The sequence below is a fragment of the Paenibacillus sp. 2KB_22 genome (assembly GCF_052115745.1).
Taxonomy (GTDB): Bacteria; Bacillota; Bacilli; order Paenibacillales; family Paenibacillaceae; genus Paenibacillus.
The window spans coordinates 1,958,249-1,979,283 of the sequence record NZ_JBFRHG010000001.1 but is presented as its reverse complement, the minus strand read 5'-3'; the positions used below and the strand labels follow the sequence as shown (position 1 = coordinate 1,979,283).

At 42.0% G+C, this 21,035-nt stretch carries 26 protein-coding genes; 22 read left to right on the top strand and 4 right to left on the bottom strand.

What is annotated here, in order from left to right:
- The first annotated feature begins 78 nt into the window (after positions 1–78).
- The 5 genes from AB4111_RS08700 (at position 79) to AB4111_RS08680 (ending at position 4,201) form a co-directional block, all read left to right on the top strand.
- Positions 79–936, top strand: a complete 858-nt coding sequence (locus AB4111_RS08700; RefSeq protein WP_179086446.1) for an ABC transporter permease — start codon at positions 79–81, stop codon at positions 934–936.
- A gap of 16 nt (positions 937–952) precedes the next feature.
- Positions 953–1,825, top strand: coding sequence for a carbohydrate ABC transporter permease (locus AB4111_RS08695; RefSeq protein WP_253432288.1), 873 nt, complete (start codon positions 953–955; stop codon positions 1,823–1,825).
- 178 nt (positions 1,826–2,003) lie between these two features.
- Positions 2,004–2,555: a stalk domain-containing protein gene (locus AB4111_RS08690; protein ID WP_442031204.1), complete on the top strand. Its 552-nt coding sequence runs from the start codon at positions 2,004–2,006 to the stop codon at positions 2,553–2,555.
- Positions 2,556–2,648: 93 nt separating this feature from the next.
- A complete protein-coding gene (locus AB4111_RS08685) occupies positions 2,649–3,269 on the top strand; it encodes a zinc dependent phospholipase C family protein (RefSeq protein ID WP_442031203.1) in 621 nt (206 codons plus the stop codon).
- 290 nt (positions 3,270–3,559) lie between these two features.
- A complete protein-coding gene (locus AB4111_RS08680; RefSeq protein ID WP_442031202.1) occupies positions 3,560–4,201 on the top strand; it encodes a FusB/FusC family EF-G-binding protein in 642 nt (213 codons plus the stop codon).
- Positions 4,202–4,388: 187 nt separating this feature from the next.
- On the opposite strand, the gene AB4111_RS08675 is transcribed toward AB4111_RS08680, so the two are convergent.
- Positions 4,389–4,976, bottom strand: a complete 588-nt coding sequence (locus AB4111_RS08675; protein WP_442031602.1) for an NAD(P)H oxidoreductase — start codon at positions 4,974–4,976, stop codon at positions 4,389–4,391.
- 246 nt (positions 4,977–5,222) lie between these two features.
- Between AB4111_RS08675 and AB4111_RS08670 the strand changes: the two genes are divergently transcribed.
- The 5 genes from AB4111_RS08670 (at position 5,223) to AB4111_RS08650 (ending at position 8,037) form a co-directional block, all read left to right on the top strand.
- On the top strand, positions 5,223–5,621 hold the full coding sequence (locus AB4111_RS08670) for a winged helix-turn-helix transcriptional regulator (protein WP_124113551.1): 399 nt from the start codon (positions 5,223–5,225) through the stop codon (positions 5,619–5,621).
- Positions 5,618–6,112 (top strand): NUDIX hydrolase, encoded by a 495-nt coding sequence (locus AB4111_RS08665; RefSeq protein ID WP_442031201.1) that lies wholly within the window; start codon positions 5,618–5,620, stop codon positions 6,110–6,112. Before AB4111_RS08670 ends, AB4111_RS08665 begins: the two co-directional genes overlap by 4 nt.
- A 60-nt stretch (positions 6,113–6,172) precedes the next feature.
- Positions 6,173–6,562 (top strand): hypothetical protein, encoded by a 390-nt coding sequence (locus tag AB4111_RS08660; protein WP_442031200.1) that lies wholly within the window; start codon positions 6,173–6,175, stop codon positions 6,560–6,562.
- Between the two features lie 59 nt (positions 6,563–6,621).
- On the top strand, positions 6,622–7,137 hold the full coding sequence (locus tag AB4111_RS08655; RefSeq protein ID WP_442031199.1) for a hypothetical protein: 516 nt from the start codon (positions 6,622–6,624) through the stop codon (positions 7,135–7,137).
- 402 nt (positions 7,138–7,539) lie between these two features.
- Positions 7,540–8,037, top strand: a complete 498-nt coding sequence (locus tag AB4111_RS08650; protein ID WP_442031198.1) for a DUF4085 family protein — start codon at positions 7,540–7,542, stop codon at positions 8,035–8,037.
- A 213-nt stretch (positions 8,038–8,250) separates the two neighbouring features.
- Here AB4111_RS08650 and AB4111_RS08645 read toward each other — a convergent pair whose 3' ends face one another.
- Positions 8,251–8,862, bottom strand: coding sequence for a hypothetical protein (locus AB4111_RS08645; RefSeq protein ID WP_442031197.1), 612 nt, complete (start codon positions 8,860–8,862; stop codon positions 8,251–8,253).
- A gap of 144 nt (positions 8,863–9,006) precedes the next feature.
- Positions 9,007–10,386 (bottom strand): hypothetical protein, encoded by a 1,380-nt coding sequence (locus tag AB4111_RS08640; protein ID WP_442031196.1) that lies wholly within the window; start codon positions 10,384–10,386, stop codon positions 9,007–9,009.
- A gap of 478 nt (positions 10,387–10,864) precedes the next feature.
- Here AB4111_RS08640 and AB4111_RS08635 point away from each other — a divergent pair, with 478 nt between their 5' ends.
- The 10 genes from AB4111_RS08635 (at position 10,865) to AB4111_RS08590 (ending at position 17,511) form a co-directional block, all read left to right on the top strand.
- Entirely contained in the window at positions 10,865–11,080 is a 216-nt protein-coding gene (locus AB4111_RS08635; protein WP_442031195.1) for a hypothetical protein, read from the top strand.
- Positions 11,081–11,150: 70 nt separating this feature from the next.
- Complete coding sequence (locus tag AB4111_RS08630; RefSeq protein WP_442031194.1) at positions 11,151–11,699, top strand: HAD-IIIA family hydrolase; 549 nt, start codon at positions 11,151–11,153, stop codon at positions 11,697–11,699.
- A 20-nt stretch (positions 11,700–11,719) separates the two neighbouring features.
- Positions 11,720–12,193 (top strand): NUDIX domain-containing protein, encoded by a 474-nt coding sequence (locus AB4111_RS08625; RefSeq protein ID WP_442031193.1) that lies wholly within the window; start codon positions 11,720–11,722, stop codon positions 12,191–12,193.
- Between the two features lie 197 nt (positions 12,194–12,390).
- Positions 12,391–13,137: a phosphotransferase gene (locus AB4111_RS08620; protein ID WP_442031192.1), complete on the top strand. Its 747-nt coding sequence runs from the start codon at positions 12,391–12,393 to the stop codon at positions 13,135–13,137.
- A gap of 371 nt (positions 13,138–13,508) precedes the next feature.
- The gene (locus tag AB4111_RS08615) at positions 13,509–13,925 is read left to right on the top strand and encodes a MerR family transcriptional regulator (protein WP_442031191.1); all 417 of its coding nucleotides are present in this window, start codon (positions 13,509–13,511) and stop codon (positions 13,923–13,925) included.
- Positions 13,926–13,955: 30 nt separating this feature from the next.
- A complete protein-coding gene (locus tag AB4111_RS08610) occupies positions 13,956–14,927 on the top strand; it encodes an aldo/keto reductase (protein ID WP_442031190.1) in 972 nt (323 codons plus the stop codon).
- 305 nt (positions 14,928–15,232) lie between these two features.
- Positions 15,233–15,433, top strand: coding sequence for a hypothetical protein (locus AB4111_RS08605; protein ID WP_442031189.1), 201 nt, complete (start codon positions 15,233–15,235; stop codon positions 15,431–15,433).
- 331 nt (positions 15,434–15,764) lie between these two features.
- Positions 15,765–16,619: an MBL fold metallo-hydrolase gene (locus AB4111_RS08600; RefSeq protein ID WP_442031188.1), complete on the top strand. Its 855-nt coding sequence runs from the start codon at positions 15,765–15,767 to the stop codon at positions 16,617–16,619.
- Between the two features lie 271 nt (positions 16,620–16,890).
- Complete coding sequence (locus AB4111_RS08595) at positions 16,891–17,151, top strand: hypothetical protein (protein WP_442031187.1); 261 nt, start codon at positions 16,891–16,893, stop codon at positions 17,149–17,151.
- Between the two features lie 63 nt (positions 17,152–17,214).
- The gene (locus AB4111_RS08590) at positions 17,215–17,511 is read left to right on the top strand and encodes an SHOCT domain-containing protein (protein ID WP_442031186.1); all 297 of its coding nucleotides are present in this window, start codon (positions 17,215–17,217) and stop codon (positions 17,509–17,511) included.
- Positions 17,512–17,657: 146 nt separating this feature from the next.
- On the opposite strand, the gene AB4111_RS08585 is transcribed toward AB4111_RS08590, so the two are convergent.
- Positions 17,658–18,641 (bottom strand): cation diffusion facilitator family transporter, encoded by a 984-nt coding sequence (locus AB4111_RS08585; RefSeq protein WP_442031185.1) that lies wholly within the window; start codon positions 18,639–18,641, stop codon positions 17,658–17,660.
- Positions 18,642–18,929: 288 nt separating this feature from the next.
- Between AB4111_RS08585 and AB4111_RS08580 the strand changes: the two genes are divergently transcribed.
- Both AB4111_RS08580 and AB4111_RS08575 read left to right on the top strand, forming a co-directional pair.
- Entirely contained in the window at positions 18,930–19,607 is a 678-nt protein-coding gene (locus tag AB4111_RS08580; protein WP_442031184.1) for a response regulator transcription factor, read from the top strand.
- Positions 19,604–20,980: an ATP-binding protein gene (locus AB4111_RS08575; protein ID WP_442031183.1), complete on the top strand. Its 1,377-nt coding sequence runs from the start codon at positions 19,604–19,606 to the stop codon at positions 20,978–20,980. Before AB4111_RS08580 ends, AB4111_RS08575 begins: the two co-directional genes overlap by 4 nt.
- Positions 20,981–21,035: the final 55 nt, after the last annotated feature.

Below are 21,035 nucleotides of genomic sequence, written 5' to 3'. Positions count from 1 at the left end.
GTCCCGCAGGCAAACGTTGGGAACAAGCTGGAGAAAAAGAGAAAAAAACGCTATAAACAGCCATGGATTCTGCACTTCATGGTGTTGCCGGCGGCCATTATGGTCTTTATATTTTCATACATTCCGATGTCCGGGATTTTGATGGCATTTCAGGATTATAAACCTGCACTGGGATTTTTCAATTCCGAATGGGTAGGGCTAAAGCACTTCAGGTACATGTGGGAAAATGATTACTTCCTGCAAATTACGTGGAACACGCTATTTTTTGCCTGTACGAAGATTGTCATGAATCTAATCATTCCGTTTGTCTTCGCCTTATTGCTCAACGAGGTACGGAAGATGGCGCTGAAAAGAACGATTCAGACGCTCGTGTATCTGCCACACTTTCTGTCTTGGGTAACGTTATCCGGTATCCTGATCGACATTTTGGCCCAGACGGGTATTGTCAATCAGTTCCTGGTTTCGGTATTCGGCATCAAGCCGATCTTCTTCCTGGGGGATGGCAGCTGGTTCCGATTCACGATTATCGCGAGTGATGTCTGGAAAGAGTTTGGTTTCAACACCATCATCTTCCTTGCGGCATTGTCCGGCATTAACCCAGCACTGTATGAAGCAGCTGAAGTGGATGGCGCAGGACGCTGGAAGCAAACGATGTATATTACCATCCCGGCACTTATTCCGATAGGGATCGTCATTGCAACCTTGGCACTGGGAAATGTGCTTAACGCCAACTTTGACCAGATCTTTAACTTATATAGTCCGTTGATTTACCAACAAGGTGATATTATCGATACGTTTGTGTATAGAGAAGGTCTGCTTAGTGGGCAGTTCAGTTTCGCTACCGCTGTGAATCTGTTCAAATCGGTCATCAGCCTGATCCTGATTGTGATCTCGTACCGACTGGCTTACAGATTCGCCGGATACCGCATTTTCTAGAGAGGAGGACAAACGAATGTATCATAAAACGATGCCTTACCGCATATTCAGCATATTCAACAATGTGTTACTGACCCTGCTTTCATTGCTCTGCTTGCTGCCTTTGTATCACTTACTCATGGTATCTCTTAGTGCATCTGCACCTGCGAATGCTGGTCTCGTCACGTTTTGGCCGATTGGATTTACATTGGAGGCGTATGCAAAAACATTTGCCAATACGAACTTCCTCTCCTCCTTATGGGTATCCGTGGAGCGGACCGTACTCGGTACAGGGCTTGCGTTAATCGTTAATACGCTTGCAGCCTACGCACTTTCCAAGGAGACGCGGGTGTTCCGCGCACGTAACATCTATCTGTGGTATTTTGTCATCACGATGCTGTTCAGCGGTGGCCTCATTCCGGGGTATATCCTGATTCTGAAGCTGGGTCTGATGAACACATTGCTGGCCTTGATCCTGCCGGGATTGGTTGCGGTGTTCAACATTATTCTATTGCTGAATTTCTTCCGTACCGTTCCGAAGGATCTGGAGGAAGCTGCATTTATTGATGGGGCAGGTCACTTGCAGACGTTTATCAAAATCTATCTGCCGGTCTCCGTACCTGTTATTGCAACGGTTTCACTCTTCATGATGGTTGGGCATTGGAACGCATACTTTGATGGGATCATCTACATCCGTGATGCGGAAAAGCTGCCACTCGCGACATTCATGCAGACGATCATCGTGCAGGCCGACATGTCGAAGCTTGATCCGGAAGCGGTGAAGAACCTGTCCCAACGGACCATTCGGGCTTCGCAGATCTTTATCAGTGCACTTCCGATCTTGTTAGTGTATCCGTTCCTGCAACGGTACTTTGTTACTGGGATCGTGGTTGGTGCTGTTAAGGAGTAGTTAAATGTAAGGGTTAGAATAGGGCTGTGAAATAGGAGTCACTGAACTGGGGAAGGCCAGGGAGGTGGCTTCTTTTTTTGTTATGGAATAGAAGTATATTACCTTTAATTGAATAAAATGGTACTATGAGAGTTGATTAAGAGCATGAGTCATTTACCAATAGGAGGATGTGGACAAAGTGAAGAAGATTATGGTTGTTACCCTTGCTTTGACGTTATTGAGCGTATCCATGACTTTTACAGCCACAAGCGCACCGAAAAAGATCAATATATTACTTAATGAAAAAGAACTAAAGACTCCAGCAGGTGCTGAAGCTCCCAAGAAATCAATTGAAGTTACGATTAACTTGGAAACATTTCAATTAGTAGAGTCAAATGATTATATCATCTCTGACGGCCACATACTCGTTTCGCCAGCCTATATTACGAAGGTACTAGATTTCGATGTGCCTGGTAAAGGGATATGGTGGGATAACGAAGCCAAAAGTGTAATATTTGCATATGTCGACAAAGATGATTATCCAAAACCAAGGTTAACCTTTAAGGTGGGAGAAAGCTCTTTTACCGAGTTCGACAAGCGAATTGAACTAAAGAGTAAAGTATTAATGGTAGATGGAAGAGTTTATTTGCCGTTAAGAGCAATTAGTGAAGCATATGGTAAGGAAGTTCAATGGGAATCCAATAACAGCAAGAACATGGTTCGAATAACTGCGAAGAATAACTTGCCATGACTTTTATGCAGAACAATAGGTTTTGAAGCAATTTCGTTAAACTGGAAACATCCAGGCTCGATCTCAAATATTCGTTGAAGGGTAGGAGAGTATATGGGTTCAAGAATAATGCATCTGGTAATTGCAAATAGAATTGCTGATAGCCTATCAATCAAAGATAAGACGCCTTTTTTACTTGGAAGTATCGCTCCGGATGCTGTTTCATCAAAAGATTCGTCACATTTCTTTGCTGGTGAAGTACAAGACTTTTCAAGGAACGTTGACTACAAAGGCTTTATACATAAATATAGATCGCAAGCAGAAGACTTATATGTACTTGGTTATTTTACACATTTGATTGCTGATGATATTTGGTTGAAAGGTTTCAATCTGCCTTGGTTAAAAAACAGAATGGATGCAGACGCTGAATTATATAAACTGTATCATAATGATTTCAGAATATTGAATGGGAAGTTATTAGAGCATTATGGATACACAGATGAATTAAGAAGGTCGCTGAATTACATTCCTACATTGCCTGAATTAGATGAGGTTAAATCAAAAGATGTTGAAAAATTCGTTCCATATGTACTGGGTGATATGGAATATGATAACGCAATATTGGATGAAAATCTTAATGTTTTTACGTTTAACCAGATCGTTGGATACTTAGAGACATCAGTCGATATGGGATTATTGAATATGAGGTATGTAAAGACAAAGTGTAATTTGTAGGCTATATTTCTGAAAAGTGGAGATCGGAACGAAGCCCGTTGCCCATATACTCCCAATCCTGCTATAATTTCGATATATCTACTGCATTGGGGGTTATGACGTGGCAATATGGATGATGCCGGATTGCTCGTTCGCTAGAAAGCCTTACGCAAAGCCTGAATAGGGGCGGACTTTGTGTAGGGCGCGACAAATGAGATCGTTTGCCCTGAAATCAACATCAACATCATGGTTCAACCCGAAGGCTTTGCACCTTACTTTATTTTCATAATAAATATAAGGGGCTGAAAGCCATGCAAACACCATTTATTCACAATCATCAATTCAATTATATTCATAAACAAGCTGATTTCCTGCTCAAAACGCTGCGCTCGGTCGTGGACCCCAAGGTATTGGATACGGTCCGTTATACCGTCAGCACGAATGCCGTTGGCATCTTCAATGATCTGACGCCGGAACAAAAGCAACTGCTGGAGCAGTTATCCACGTATGAGAAGACACATGAGTTGCAGACCTATCTGAACCAGCTGGAAGCATATCTGATTCCATTTCCGCAAGTATCCGCGAAGCAAATTCAGAAGCTGTTTCCCAAAGTAAAGAAGCTCAAAGTGCCGGATCTGGAATCCATCGATTACGCACGTACAACTTATCTGAGATGGACCGACATTGCTACCGATCGCTTGTTCATCGTGTATCCGCACGAAGGCAGATTCCTCGGAATTGAGGGGCGGCTTACAGCCACGAACAAGAAAGGGTATTGCATGTTCTGTCATCGCCATCAGGAGCTCGGATTCTTCAACGTGAAGACCAAGAGCTATACGCCGGATAACGTATCTTCTGTTGCCCAGTATGTATGCATGGATAACACAGCTTGCAACCATAGCATCACCGATACCAGTATGTTGGAGAAGTTCCTTCTCTCGACCGTAAAATAATGCAAGACACACAGAAAGGGTCGCTCTTCGGAGCGACCCTTTTGCCGTGTTCAAGCGTAGTTGTTCTCTTACCGTAAACGCAAGAGGTCATCGTGATGGTTAACGTGATTTTTATGTTCACAAAGAAGGCTTCAGGCCACAGAAATTAAACCAGGTCTTCAGACTTCATATCGGGGTTGTAATGCCTTTATAGCGTCGAAGGAACATTGGCGTAGTTCAGTCCCAGGTTATGCGCATGGTTCAGCAGTGCCTCATAATGCTCAGGTTTGGATTCCAACGTTTCATATAAAAACTCAACCCTGGATCGGGACACGCCGCAGTAATCGGCAATACCTACATTGAGCAGATTGGCAATCGATTCACCATAGTTGCGCTTCTGCATCTGTTCTTCCGTCACACCTGAAAGAGAGATCCACAATATCTGCTGATGAGGAAGTTTGTTCTTGCCATATGCAAACCCGTTGTTCATGACACGATCCACATAACCTTTCAACATGGCTGGCAGATGCCACCACCAGAGAGGAAACACAAAAGCCACAGCATCGTGCTTCTTCAACCGCTCCATCTCGGTTACAACCTCAGGTGAGAACACTTGATTCTCTTGGGTATAGTCTGGTTCATCCATCTCACGAAGAATCGGGTCGAATCCAATTCCATGCAAATCCAATATTTCATAACCGTGACCAGCCTCGGTAAGCCCTTTTGCAAAACGTTCAGCTACCTGGAAGGTCAACGAATCTTTACGCGGGTGGGATACTACAACGAGTACGTTCATATTAACTTTCACTACCTTTCTGGATTGCAGTCTTGTAGCCATAATTCAATGGCTGATGCTATTATAAACAGGTATGAGAACATCTGGAAGTACGCACTTTGTTGTTCTATAGGAAGAATGAAGTGCCATAGGAACATCAAAGTACCCTAAATGGCGGCCCCGAAATGGGCTTGAATAAATGGAAAAAGAGAAGCAAGAAGATTATGTTTTCACCTAGGATACAGCCTGATTATGGAGGGGTTCAAAATGACGGAACATGGAGAAACAAGTGCTCCAAAGAAATATAAAGTAGGCGTGGAAGCGGCTTTGGAAGTAATGGGTGGGAAGTGGAAGCCATTGATTATTTATCACTTGATGACTGGACGGAAACGCACGTCAGAGCTTCGACGATTAATACCCGACATTACGCAGAAGATGCTGACAACACAGCTCAGAGGTCTGGAAAAGGATGAGATTGTGCAGCGCAAGGTATATTCGGAGGTTCCTCCCAAAGTGGAGTATGAGTTAACGGACTACGGCTGGGGACTCAAGCCTGCCCTGGACCATTTGTGTTATTGGGGAGAAGATCATCTGGACAAAATCCACGGGGACAAGTTTAAAGTGTTGGAGGACTTTGATTCCGAAGAGAAGGGGTCGGGAAGATGAATGGTGCGGAGCACGCGAAACAGGCAGTTCCCATTCGTTGTGAAGGCGTGGCTGTAGTTCTGTTGAAGAAGAGCCTCGATCAATACCGTGTACTGATGTTAAAGCGGGCGGGGCGTATGTTGCATAATGAATGGTGTTATGTTGGCGGGGGGATAGAGAAGGGCGAGAAGGCATGGGAAGCTGCACTGAGAGAAGTTCACGAGGAAACAGGCATTACGAAAGTCCGGTTGTATTCTGCCAATCAATTTGAACAATATTATTCATCCAAGGAGGAGTATATCTATACCGCGCCCGTATTTGTAGGATACGTGGATGAAAGCCAGCCTGTCCGGTTAAATCATGAACATACCGAGTACCAATGGATGACGTTTGACGAAGCCAAAGACAATGCGGCATTACCCGGCATCGATGACATTTTGCATTTTGTTGAAAAGCATTTTGCCAAGAAAGCCCCTTCCAAGTGGCTTCGAATTCATGGAGAGAATGATTAGGAGGTGGAACTCATCACATACAAGACGATTTATCCAAGAGCATGGTTGAGCCTACTATGTATGTTGGTCATTGAAGCAATACTCCTCAGGGATGGTATTTACGATAAAAATGGGATTTGGAAGTACTCCCTGATCGCTCTATTGACCTATATTCTGGTTTATATCGTTTTCCTGATCTGGCGGTTATTTTTCACTAAACCCAGTATTACGCTGGCAAGCGATCATGTGATTTCTACGAAACATCAGAGATATGATGCATCTCAGATTGAGTGTATTTATGTGAATTACAGACGGATTGGCATCAAACTCTACGGTAAACGGTTAGTGCCGATCGATCTATGTTTTTATTTTCAAAGAGGCCAGGAGTCCGTAGGTGTAGAAGCTGTGCACGAATGGGCGGCGCGAAACGACAAAGAGATAAAACACAGATTTTTTCAAACCTTGGCGTAGACCCGTGCGTCTGTTAAGTATAAGGAATGGTTAAGGCTGAAGATAGGGGAGGCGTAGCGATGCAAACCATAGAGCAATTCTTAACGAGTGATTGGTATAAACAGGTAACAGCTGAAATCATTCAGCTTAAACCTCAGGTCCAATTTGTCGAGCATGCCAGTTTCGAAGCATCGTTGCTGATGGACTCATTTAAAGAACGGAAATATGTACTAGAGGGTTTCGGTGTTTCGGCTCCAACCGAAGAAGAGTGTATACAGTGGATCATGGAGCAGATGGACAGAGACAAGAACCATATGATGTCCTATGTTCTAGCTCGATTAACATTCAGTGAACAGTTGGAAGATGATCCAGATGGAGAATTTCCAGAAGGCGAGGAGCTTGAGGCAGGAGATCGATCTGAAGTGGTCGAGGTATTAGGTTTTACGAGATCTGTTATCGCTAACACCATCATTGAATATGATATGGTCAAAAATCATCCTAAACAATTAACAGCTTATTTTAAACGCACACATATTCCAGATGCGGCTAAATTCTCGTCACAAATTAAAAAGCTTTACGCTTCAATCGCAAAGTAGATTCTAAAAATCAGCAGGAGAGGTGCATATAAGATATTTAACGAAGGAATGGTATGAGCTGTGTCAGCAGACACATCTTCATTTTGGTATAAGAGTACATAGCGGAGCGTATGAGTTCGATGAGAATCTATTTTTAAGGCTATATAAACGAAAGGAAAAAGCGCATGTGGAGCAGGAGCGAGAGCTATATAACTTGGACTCGCGTTTCATGCTGGAACATGATGGTCAGGTCATGACTCGTGTAGAGAAAGCTTTTAGCGGGGAAGAGATAACGGAAGAGGATCAGATGGTATTTCGCATGCCTCCGGAACAAAGAGAGCGCATATCGAGAAACTTATTGCAGAGTATGATGTACGCCCTCCGTTTGATGAGAAGAAATGCAAAGAAGAGTACAAAGAATCAATGGAATGGAATTTTCGATATAAGGCAGAGAATTTGCCACAGAAAATCGTTGAACAAATTGCGGATATCCGTGTGTTTACGTTGGGCTACTGTACGAGAGAAGTTATGCTACAGCTAAAGAAACTGAGTGCAGAAAATAGGAGAGAGATGGAGCGCGTATCAAATGAATACCGGGAAGTTATTATAGCGCCGGGTATTCCCGATGAAATTCGTAACCGGGTTCAATTTCATGATTGTACAGTGACGGAACTACTGACAGGGGATGAAGTGCTCATTCGTTTTGACACCCGCGGGGGCTTCACCAATATAAATAAACTTACGCTGGTTGCACCCGAAATCATCAAGCAAGACGGTGGGATTGTAGGCACTTACTGGCTGTATCAAGAGCTGTATCGGATCGATAACGGATATGAGCTTCATGTTCTATTTGATGGAGAGAATATGCCTGAGCTAATTGTTCGTTGTGCTGACATTCTGGTGGTGGAGGAGCGCGGCTGAAATAAAGGTGATTCCAAAAAGTTGTAATAACTGTAGTTGAAACTAATGTTTTTTTAACGGGCAGTTCAAAATGTTAGTCATCTTGAGATGCATGAAAAGTATTTCTCTGGTATTAACTTCCTTTAGGCTCCACTTCTGCAAGATGTACATTTACTTATGCGGAAATGGAGTCTACAGAGTATAGTGAAGGGGACGAGTGATTTATAATTTTCTTTAACTATTGCTAGTATTAGCCTCCAATTCTTTGAAGAAGTTAACCCAAGTTAAATCATTAATAGATAAGTTTTCATCTTTATTAAAACTAATTTCCCCATTTTCTTTAACTGAAAATAGTTCACTCTGTTCAATAACTTGTAGCCATTTAGAATTAGAAGCGTACTCTTTTTCCAAAACCGTCTTAATTTTTGAATCGATTAGGCTGTTTTTTTTCATAACATCTTGTAAAAAATCCCTCATTTTAACAGTAGAGCTTGATAAATTCTCAATATCCAATGAGGCAGATTCATTAAAATCTTGGAATTGATTATACATCGAAGAATAAGTGCCAGCTATGGAAGCTATTGATCTGTAATTATTATAGAGGACATTAAGCCCAATACGAATATCACTTGTTGATGTGTCTGTCTGTAATAGTTGTTCATATAACTTATTATTAGATTCAATAGCTTGTGCCAATGTTATGATATCATAGGATAAATTTTGCGATAAATAATCTTTATACGAGGTTTGAAGCTTGTATTGGTGAATAGAAAACACCGTTAATGCAATAAGACACAATGTTAGTAACACATTCATAATAATAGATATATTTATTTTTAGTCTCATCTTAGGCTCCTCTCACTTAAGTAATTTGTTAATTATAAACTTAATACTTATGATAAGTGAATTGCAAGGAGAAGTAGATTTACAAAATATAAAGGGGATGTCCACTTCTCCTTGCAAAGTCTATGCTATCTAAAACTTATATGCTTAATTATTCACTTTATACTGGAATTCAAGTGTTTTTTGGCCTGAATTATATTTTGAACCATTAAAATAAGTATCCCAGCTAACGAACATCACACCATTGGCAGCAGAAGCAGATTGTCCCGAATTTCCATTAAACTGTACATCACTTTGAAGTGTTAAGTAGTGCCCGGTATTGCTACCAGTACTTTTATGGAGCGTATAATTGTCTGAAGAAATCCCTGATACCGCAGCAGGATTAGTACTTAATCTGACATTTGAGCTACCTAAAGTTACGTTTTTACTTGTAAGAGCTTGATTTGAAGCAGTAATCCAGCTTTTTATGTTAGTTAATGAAGGGAGACCAACAACATTTATTTTTGACCAAACAGTTTCAGCGATTTTCATTGCTAAAGCTGATCCGGACCCCTTTCCGACCATACTCCCATCAATAAATGATCTATCAATAGAAGAATATGCACCTACCCCTGTTGTTAGTTTAACATTTTTGTATGTGAACAGGTTCTCAGCATTTGTCTTTTTTCCATTAACCGTAACGTGCTCGGCTATTTTAAAACTATTTACCCAAGTAGAGGACGGGGTAACGTTTAATGATTTCCAAGATCCATATGGAAGTGAGAAATTTTTGATTTCATCGCCTGCTACATAATAAGTATTACTGTAGGTTGTGGGATGTACCCAATCTGTAAAACTACCTATTGCTGCTGGAGTAAAGAGATCATTTTCATTTTCAGCTATAATTTTTAGCATAGTATCATCTACTGGGATTTCCTTTTGTTCAGTGGGACTCACAACATTGACAAACCAAAACAGGTCGTGTTGTGGATCAGATGGAGGCAAGTTACTTGTTTCGATACTGGTTAAAGATTCAGGAATTTTTAATTCAAAAAGCAAGATATTGGATTCACTATCAGTTAGATATAATTTTACATGTGGATGAGTTTCAAGTTCCTTATTGATTAAATTTTTAGTGGGTTGAACATCATCATAGATTTCAAAAAGAAGAACATTAAATTCATTACTTTGATCAATCATTTCTCCAACGGTACTGTTAATACCATCTTCATTTTTGTAACTACTACGCAAACTACCACTAGCATTTAATGTTTTTTTAGAGTTGTTATACTCAATTTCAGCATTAAAACTAACGTTCTCTTGATCAATTGTTATCTCATCAAGAAATAGTAACGCATCTGAACTTTGTAATTTGTTTACATGAGACTCACTATTTTTACTACCGTATACTTTATCGAACTCTTTTATTGGCATTGAGGTTCCTAAGTACTTCGTGGGGGCATCGTTAGAACCGCTATCAGCATAAACAGGAATATTTAACATTAGAATCAATGCAAAAGACAAAAGCATACTTGTGACTTTCTTCATACGTGTAAATCCTCCTCAGAATAATAGTCTATTTATTTTATATCCTTCCCCTCTCCTTAATAGGGAAAATAACCCATATTATACATTGTGTGATTGTGTAATTCAACCTAAACAATGGATTTATTTGTAATTAATCTGTATAAAATGGCGAAAAAGAGGATTTATCTCCAATATAAAATTGGAGGGATAGAAACATAGTACTGGGTTCAATAATTACAATATTCTTCTACTAGTGTTCCTGATGGATATGGAATTTGACAAATGCACCATTTCTAGAGCAGATTCTACGTTATTGTGATGGCTTATTAAATACTCGATTGTGCATTGGAAAATAGAATATACTACTTGGTCAATTCTCTGATATATGGTGGATGAAATTTTTGATGAGAAAAGGGATATCTCCTTTATTTTAGTTTCAATGAAATGGTACTATTAACCAAAGGATGTTTTTTTAGTCATCAAGGAGTTGAACAACAATATGGAGTTTTTCTGGGCTTTAATCATCTCACTTATAAGTATTATTGTAGTTCTTATCATTGCGGCAATAATTCGTTATGCCGTAGATTCATCCAAAACATCGAAAAAGTTGGATGAATTAATTAAAGAAGTACACTATCTTAAAACTGAAATCAAAAAACAGCAAAACCATAAGCAACAAGATGATAGCAAGCATATTATCGATGAGAAAGTATAGGGAAATAATAATTTTAGGTCAGAGGCGAGAGATCCAATTAATATGTTCTCGGTAAGGAAAGGAACAGACCATGATGAAGCCAAATGGGAACGTGCAGGCTGTTTTTATAGATAGAGATGGAACCATCGGTGGTGCAGGTCATTTTATTCATCCGAGAGATTTCAGATTATACCCCAATGCTCAAGAAGCCATTATGCGTTTGAAAAGAGAAGGAATTATGGTACTGGCGTTTACGAATCAATATCGAATCTCACGTGGAGAAGCAAGTGTTCAGGATTTTGAAGAGCAATTTCGCGAGTATGGATTCGATCACTCCTATATATGTCCACATGAACAAGAATGCAGTTGCAGAAAGCCGAAACCCGGAATGTTATTACAGGCCTCAGAGGATCACGGTCTGGATTTATCCAAATGCGTAGTTATTGGAGATGTGGGAGATACAGACATGCTTGCTGCCCATGCTGTAGGAGCGACCAAGATCATGGTGAGAACAGGCTGGGGGGAATCTTCACTAACCCAATTTAGAGACAAATGGATGGAGACCGAACCTGATTATATCGCAGCAGATATTTGGGACGCTGTACAATGGATCATTCATGGAAAAGAATTCAGAGAATAAAAGACAGGAGGTAACTGTGTATGGGCATGTCAGACTATTACAAAAACCTCAGGGGAAAGATCGGCAACGAGCTTATTTTTATGCCGGGTGTCGCTGGAATTATCCGAAATGAACAAGGGGAGATCCTGTTCGGTCGTAAACATAACGAATCAACCTGGGGCTTGATTGCCGGAGCCATTGAGCTTGGTGAGACACCGGCGCAAGCGATGGTGAGAGAGGCACTGGAAGAGACAGGTCTGGTCGTTGAACCCGAGAAGATTATCGGAGTATACGGTGGTGAAGCAAGACGGTTTACATACAGTAACGGTCATCAGGTCGAATATTTGACTATCGTATTTGAATGCAGGATCCAATCTGGGCAACTCACGCCCGATAATGAAGAGATGAAGGATTTGCAGTTTTTCCCCGAGGATCAGCTTCCATCCATGGCAAACCAGTATCCGGATTATATTTTTAGCTCCAAGCAAGAAGAACGAGCCCATTTTGAAAGATAACCCACTGTGCAATTGGGAAGCTAACCTCACCGTATGTTTACCAAATAAATCAAGATCCTAGTTATATGAGGAGAACTATATGTTAATCAATCCAACGGTAAATGAGATCAATAACTTATTCAAGATGCATCATATCAACGAAGAAATATCTGAAATTCAACGATTGTCAGGTACCACCGCTAGGACGTATTTATCGGTTGAGTACAAGTCTGAATAAGCATTATATTCTGAAATCAGATGAACCCAAACAGATTCTCATGACCAAGCAGTTTTTGGACACGTATAAGAATTCTTCGTTATTGCCTGAAGTTTTGTTGACTGATCGGGACAACACTTATCTAATTTACTCCTATATCGAAGGCACAACCCATTTCAACCGGGGACTGAAGAGAGACTGGTTAACACGTCTGGTGAAAGAGATGTTCAATACCTATGTGCGTTCTACAGATACGGAATCATGGGGCAGAATAGAGTTCCCGCAGAAGACATGGAAAGAATTCAATCAGATTAGTATTCATGAAGCCAAGATAAATATCGGAAATATTTTAACGACAGATGATTATCATCTGGTTCAATCCAAAGTGGATCGTCTCTTTCATGAGGCAGAGGAAAAGTTTCTTTTACATGGTGATACGGGGGTTCATAATTTTGTATACGATCAAAATGAACTCATCGGCGTTATTGACCCTTCTCCAATGGTTGGACCTATCCTCTATGATTTCTTATATGCTTTTAGCTCCTCGCCGGATGATATCAACACCGAAACCTTATTTACTACGTTCGAACTGTTAGAACATGTGGAAATGGACAAATCCAGATTGATCGAGGAAGCTCTGGTCCATCTATATTGCCGAATTGGGCTGAGTAACAAGCATCACCCAGATGATCTGCCTGAATACTTGAAGGCATGGCAGGAATGGAAACGACTATGTCAGGAACGTTGAACTAGCAAAACGCAGCAATGGCAGCTGCAATACTTCTTGGCAGTGACGTCTACTTTTACTGAACAATTGAATTATGATCAAGCCCGGGCACTCTATGACACCCAACGATTGAAGTAAGTGAAACAACCCCAGCATCTCCAGATTCTTTTTCTCCGTATTTCTGCTTTCATCGATCTTCTCGGCAAATCTCCTCTAATCGTTACTTCCCAGTACTGAAGCGTGTGTTATGTCCTCCATTTTTTAAAAATAGTGAACGTCTGTTCATTTCTTTTTTTGAAATTTGTGCTTGCTTTAATGTGAACATGAAGCCTTAGGATGTAAAAGAACCGGCCAAATGCATCCAAAAATGAACATAAAGGAGGAGTCAGCATATGGCTTTTTCGATAAAAGAAGCTTCCGAGCGGCTGGGTTGTCCTGCACATAAAATTCGTTATTACGAGAAGGAGGGACTGCTTCCTTACATTAGGCGGGATCAACATGGTAATCGGATGTTCGAGGAAGAACATTTGGATTGGATGAGATTGATGTCCTGTTTCCGGGCAACGGGTATGAAGGTATCTACATTGAAACATATGGTTAGTCTGGCGCTGGAGGGGGATTCAACGATTCCACAACGGAAAGCGATCCTTCACGAATATAAAGAGGAATTACATCGCCGCCAACTTGAAATTGCCGAGGCACTTGCAGCGGTGGATAACAAATTGACGATCTATGAAGACATAGAGACAGGAAAGCTTCCTTCAGAAAGCAAGTTGCTAGACCAAATGGAAAGCATCGGCAAAGACTAGACTAATACTAACGGACGGAGAGATGGAGAAATGAAGCAAAGAGTGCTGGGAAATAGCGATATTGTTGTATCTTCGATTGGATTGGGAATAATGGGCATGTCTCCAGGGATGTACGGGGAAACCAATGATGAGGAGTCAATGAAGACCATCCATCACGCGCTGGAGATTGGTGTTACACTGCTAGATACAGCTGATGTGTATGGTAATGGTCATAATGAAGAACTATTGGGGAAAGCGCTGAAGGGACGTCGCGATCAGGCCATTATTGCTACCAAATTTGCGTATACCCCGAACTATGAGACGTTGAATAGTCATCCAGATTACGTGAAAAAAGCTGTAGAAGCAAGTCTTCGCCGGCTGGACACTGACTATATTGATCTGTACTACCAACACAGGGTAGATCCTCAGATTCCAATTGAGGAAACCGTTGGTGCGATGGCTGATTTGGTTAAAGAGGGAAAAGTCCGCTGCCTCGGCTTGTCGGAAGCATCGGCTTCCACTATGCGCCGGGCACACGCCGTTCATCCGATTTCTGCGTTGCAGAGCGAATATTCACTGTGGAGCCGGGATATTGAGGACGAGATTCTGCCGACTGCGAGAGAACTGAATATTACACATGTTGCATACAGTCCTTTAAGCAGAGGGTTTATCTCAGGTGAGATACGGAAATTCGAAGATTTGCATGTTAATGATCTGCGCAGATATATGCCGAGGTTCCAAGGAGATAATTTCCTCAAAAACATAGAAGTTGTGGATAAAATCAAAGAGATCGCGATGGAGAAGGAGTGTACTCCTGCACAATTGGCTTTAGCTTGGACAATAGCTAATAACGCATTGCCGATTCCGGGAACGAAACGAATCAACTATTTGGAGGAAAACGCGAACGCTGCAACAATTGAACTGACACCGGATGACTTAGCTCGCATTGAAAAGGTAAGTCCCCAAAACGAGGTCCATGGAACACGTTATATGAAAGAAATGATGACACAGCTTAACGGGTAAAAATGTCCCTATAACTTATTATTTAATGTGAAGTAGTTGCTCAGCAAAAATACAAATATGGAATACAAAAGAGACTTTCCTTTAGTGAAAGTCTCTATTTGTATTCATCCCAATCGAGAGACACGAACGGACAGGCTGGGGAGGCGAACAGGAAAAAAGGAAGTATGATTTAGTGGAATCTCCTGTATAATTTAGAGAGCAATCATGTTTGTATTTCTGTAGAGAATGAAGGATCTATGATTGGAAATAAGTCATTCCTATTATGAGAGTGATTCTACTGCCACTTTGAATACTGGAGCATGCTCATGATCGTATTAACGTCAGCAATCGTATTCACTGTTTTGATTCTAATCGTGATTCTCTTTCAAGTTGCTTTGGCGGTAGGTGTGCCGTGGGGAGAGTACGCCATGGGTGGGAAGTTTCCCGGGAAATATCCCATCTCCATGCGTTTTACCTGCATAGTTCAGATCGCAATTTTGGCATTTATCGGCCATTGTTCTGAGTAAAGCAGGATTGCTTTGGTCTCAGTGGTCTGTTTTTGCAAGGACAGCGATTTGGTTCATTGTGGGGTATTTGGTGTTGGGGACGATATTGAATCTGATCACGAAAAGTGTATGGGAACGAAGGATCTGGGCGCCCGTAACGTTGTTGATGCTGATAAGTAGTGTAATAGTGGCTATGTCATAAGATGGCGTTGAAATATTGATTACAGATTGAAAGAGGTGATTCCATTGGTAAATCCATAAACGGAGAAAAATCCATGTATTAGCTTGAATAAGCATGCGGTTTTTCTCTGCCTATGATATGAAAATACTCATGTAGAGGAGAAGAATTGACATGTTAAATCAATTGAGCGATTCCATTTATTATATGTCCAACGATAATGATAGAGAAAGACCGGTACTAGGTTTGGTGTGTGGGGAAAAATATAGTCTGGTGATCGATGGTGGAAATTCGGTTCAACATGCCAGAGATTTTATCGAGGAAATTCGATCCCTGGATGTACCGCCCGTTCAGTATGTGGTTATTACGCATGCGCATTGGGATCATTTTTTGGGAATGAATGAATTCAATGCGACGATCATCGTTAATCGTTTAACCAATAAGCGCTTGAACGACTGGAGATCTTATTCCTTCGATGATCAGTCACTTCGTGAGTATGTAGATGCCGATATGATCAGCGCGCATTGCATGGAAATTATACAGACGGAAATCCCGATGCGAGAATCATTTATACTAGATAAGCCTGGTATTGTCTTTAAAGATTCCTTCCAGATTGATTTGGGGAACAAGCTCTGTATGCTGGAGAGGATTCAAAGTACGCACACGGATGATTCGACAGTTGTTTATATTCCTGATGATAAGACTATTTTTCTCGGAGATAGTCCTTATGGAACAACAACGAATAAAATGTTTCATTTTAAGCAATCCTTGCTCAGCCACATGATACAAGATATCCAAATGTATGATGCAGAACATTTCATTCTCGGACACGAGTCTATATGTGATCGGGAAGAGATGGATGTATTCTGGAGAGAGCTTACTACTAGTAGTAGAGCGGTTACATCTACTTCATTGGAGCAGGCGATAGCACTTTTTAATAAGGATCAGCTGCGGGAGCCTAATGGGAATGAACTTTTCTTCTTGAAAGCATTTGTTAATGATCAATTGTTACAGGCACAGAAGAAATAGATCGACAGTTCGAAAGTAATTATATACTATGACTTTCAGATTAGTTATGTGGTTTATAAGATCAAAGTTTCTTAAAGAGAATTTGAGTTTGAATCGAAGAGCCCTAGCATATGTGCTAGGGTTATATTATCCGAAAGGAGAGGTAGTATTGCGCAGCTCCAGATTCACACCGTATTTAAGTTTAATAGGTTTTGGTTTAGTTATTCTGACTTTGAGTGTAAATGTAAGCTTTAAGTTAGGAATGGAGAAAGGCTTGGATGAAGGTTCCCTTATGCTATTGTCAGTTGCTAATGCAGTGTTACTGGTTTATCCATTGGCGTGGGGAGTCTTTGCTATACTTGAGTTCTACATGTTGTGGAAAGAAAAACAAAAGATGAAGTCCAAGTTGGAACGCGGAAAAATGAACAAAGAGGAATTCTGGGATCAGACCAAGAGAGTGAAGACCAGTCTGGGAATCAACATCAGTTATATTGTCATCCTGTTGTTTCAGCTTGGATACGTCATAACAAACTGGGACGAGGTTAATGTTTAGTCTTCTGAACGACCTTTCCTGGTGTTGAATAAAAACATACATAACAAGTAGGAGGAACATTCATTGAAAGCATTATCGATCTTCAGCCTTATTTGGTTCGTACTCAATTTTTTATTAATAACAGTTTTTTTAGATGGTTCGCAAGAAAGTGCGGAGGCAGCGGCGGGTTTGGGACTTCTGGGTGTCCTGTATGGTCTGCTTTTCTCAATTCTAGCCTTGATTATATCTGGCAAGGGAAAAAAGACCCCTGTTAATGTTCATGAACAACTGCTACAGTTGGGTGAATTAAAAGAGAAAAATATCATCTCAGAATATGAATTCGATCAAAAGAAAGAGAGGTTACTCTCCAAATACAAGTAGTCCAGAGCCCGCTGCTATAAGGTAAAGGCTATTCATTTTCTACTCATCCCCAAAAGCTGAACTTAGGCAAACAAAAACAGGGTGTTCCCTTCACCGGGGAATCTGCCCTGTTTTCATTTAGAAACAACTAATATTTTTTACCCATCTCAATGGTGATGGTGTGCGTGGGCATCTGGTGCGTCGCCTTTGACCGTACATAGTACCGAGGTGTCATGCAGATGTTTCTCGGACTCCACTTGGAGCGTTACATGTTTGATTTCTTTATGCTCGAGCATATGTTCAATCTTCTGAACCAGGATCTCAGATGCATACACATCCATCGTTCCATCTACGACGATATGAGCAGTCAGTGCGTTCAGGTTACTGGTAATGGACCAGACATGCACATCGTGTACGCCTTTGACGCCATCCACTTGTTTGATGGTCTGCACCAGCTCATTCACATCCACATTGGCCGGAGTACCTTCCATTAAGATATGCAGAGATGATTTGGTGACATAGAACCCGCTACGCAATACCAGTGCTGCGACAATGACACTCGCCAGTGGATCGGCCCAACCCCAGCCAAAGAACATCATCAGCAATGCCGCAGCAATGGCTCCAACCGATCCCAACATGTCACTGATGACATGCAGATAAGCACCGCGCATGTTCAGGTTATTCTCCGTATCGCTACCACGCATCATGATCCAAGCCACCAGAATATTGACGAGCAAACCAATGACGCTGATGATTAACATGCCTACGGTTGCGACTTCTGGCGGGTTAATGAATCGACCAATGGCTTCGTAGAAAATGTAGAGCGCAATGGCGATTAACGTGATTCCGTTTAACGTGGCAGCCAGAATTTCAAATCTTCTGTATCCGTACGTTTTGCCGGTATTCACTGCTTTTTCACCAAACGTGAACGCCAGCAAAGCGATCCCGAGCGCAATGGAGTCTGATAACATATGGCCTGCATCCGAAATAAGTGCGAGACTGTTGGTAATGAATCCGCCAAAGGCTTCAACGATCATATAGACGGTAATAATAATGAAGGAAAACAACAGGACTTTCTTGTTATTGGTGGTGTGAGCGTGGTTGTGCCCATGATCGTGCCCATGGTCATGACTGTGTTGATGTCCAGACATATAAATCCTCTCCTTTGGAGCTTTGCTCCTTATGTAAAATGATTTCTAGTGTGACTATAAATGATCCTTAACAAGGATTAACCACCTTCAAATGAATATATGAGCGTTTGTTCATATGTTATGGTTTTATTATAGTTGCGCCTCATAGTAGTGTCAACCAGATTTAAGGAAATGTAAACATACCAAGGTATCTCCGTGCACGTGCTGGCGAATGAGATTGCTTTTGTGCTACCATCTGTGCAGGATCATAGTGAGATGTTCTCGCTACATAGAAGGGCGGACAACGATATGAAACATCTGCTGCTGGCAGACGATGATGCGAATATTAGAGCACTCTTGCGGCATGTCATGACCAAGGAAGGCTATCGGGTACATGAAGCGCAGGATGGTGTAGAAGCGGTGAAACTGATGCAAGAAACGCCAATCGATCTGGCGATTCTCGATGTCATGATGCCAGGCATGGACGGATTGGAGTTATGTGATTTCATTCGGCAGCATTACGACATTCCGATTATGTTGCTGACGGCACGAGATCAGCTATCTGACAAGCGAGACGGTTATCTGAAAGGAACGGATGAATATGTGACCAAGCCGTTTGAACCGGAAGAATTAGTCTACCGGGTAAAGGCGTTATTTCGTCGGTACCATCGCACGTCCAGTGATATCATCCGTATGAACCGGATCGTGATCGACCGGAACAATGTGGAGGTTACGGACGGGCAATCCATTCTATTTTTACCAATGAAGGAATTTGAATTACTCTCACAGCTTGCCCAGTTTCCGGGGCGTTTGTTCTCTCGGGATGAACTCATTCGACTTGTCTGGGGAGCAGATTACGAAGGAGATGACCGTACCGTTGATGTACATATTAAGCGACTCCGTGATCGGTTTGCCGAATATACGGACGATTTTGTGATCCAAACGGTGCGGGGCATTGGTTACAAGATGGAGGTGAAAACACCTTGAGGACCTTGTACGTCCGGGTATTCCTCATTACGGTGGCGGTGATTGTGGTCAGCGGCATGCTTGGTTTCCTTTTGTCGAATATCTACTATCATGCGAAGCTCAAGGACTTCAATGATGAGAAGCTGGTGGGCATTGCAACGCAAATGAAGCAATTTGTTGAGCAACAACCGGACACAATGGAGCAGTATTTGAACAATGCCGCCGATCTTGGATACGAAATCTATGTGACGGATGGAAAAGGCAACGACCAATTTTACGGCCGCGAATTCCGTGAGAAGGACCTGGACAAGCGAGCTGTAGATCTGGTACTTAATGGTGAGGTGTACCATGGCGTCGCCCAGTTTCCAAGTAAACCGTTCATTACCGGTTTCTTCGATAATCAATTAAGCAATACCGTGGGTGTTCATCTACAGCTAGGCAATGCGAATTACGCTCTCTTTATGCGCCCGGATGTAATCCTGCAGTTCGGTGAGCTGCGTATCTTTTTTGCACTGATTGGCGCATTTACCATAGGCATTAGTATTCTGATCTTTCTGATCAGTACCCGATATCTGGTCAATCCGATTGAACGTCTGTCCGAGGCGACCAAGCGCATTGCACAAGGAAAATATAATCTGAAATTGCCTACCGCAAGGCGTGATGAGATTGGTCAACTGGCTCAGCATTTCATGACCATGAGTCGTGAATTGGAGAGGGTCGATCAGGCTCGGCAGCAGTTTGTATCCAACGTATCCCATGAGATTCAATCCCCGCTGACCTCCATTCAGGGTTTTGCCCAGTTGGTGGCGGATCGGGATCTGCCTGAACAGGAGCGGGAGCACTATGCATCGATCATTGAGGAGGAGAGCCGTCATCTCTCCCTACTCAGTAAACAACTGCTGCTCCTGTCCTCCCTCGAACAAGGCAACGAAGATCTGTCCAAAGTAAAGTTCTCTCTGCGAGATCAATTCCGGCAAGCGGTTCAGGTGCTGCAATGGCAACTGGAAGAAAAAGAACTGCTACTTCGGATTTCGGTGCCCGAATCCATTCAGCTGATTGGCAATGAAGTGCTGCTCATGCAAGTCTGGATGAATCTGCTGGGTAATGCGGTGAATCATCTGCCACAGGGAAGAAGCATCGAGATTCTTGCCGAGCAGATAGATAACCAGTGTGTGATTCAGATTAAGGATACAGGGGACGGGATTGCTGCGGAGCATCTGCCGTTCCTGTTCGATCGATTCTATCGGGTGGACCGTGCGCGGGAACGTTCTTCCGGCCGAACCGGGCTTGGACTTGCCATTGTGCAGAAAATTATTCGAATCCATGACGGTACAATTGAGGTTGCCAGTTCGCCAGCGGGTACGGTCTTTACCGTGACACTTCCGCAGATGTAATCTGTTATTCATTTGCCGTTCATTTTCGCCTCTTATACTTGGGTTATCAAGAGGG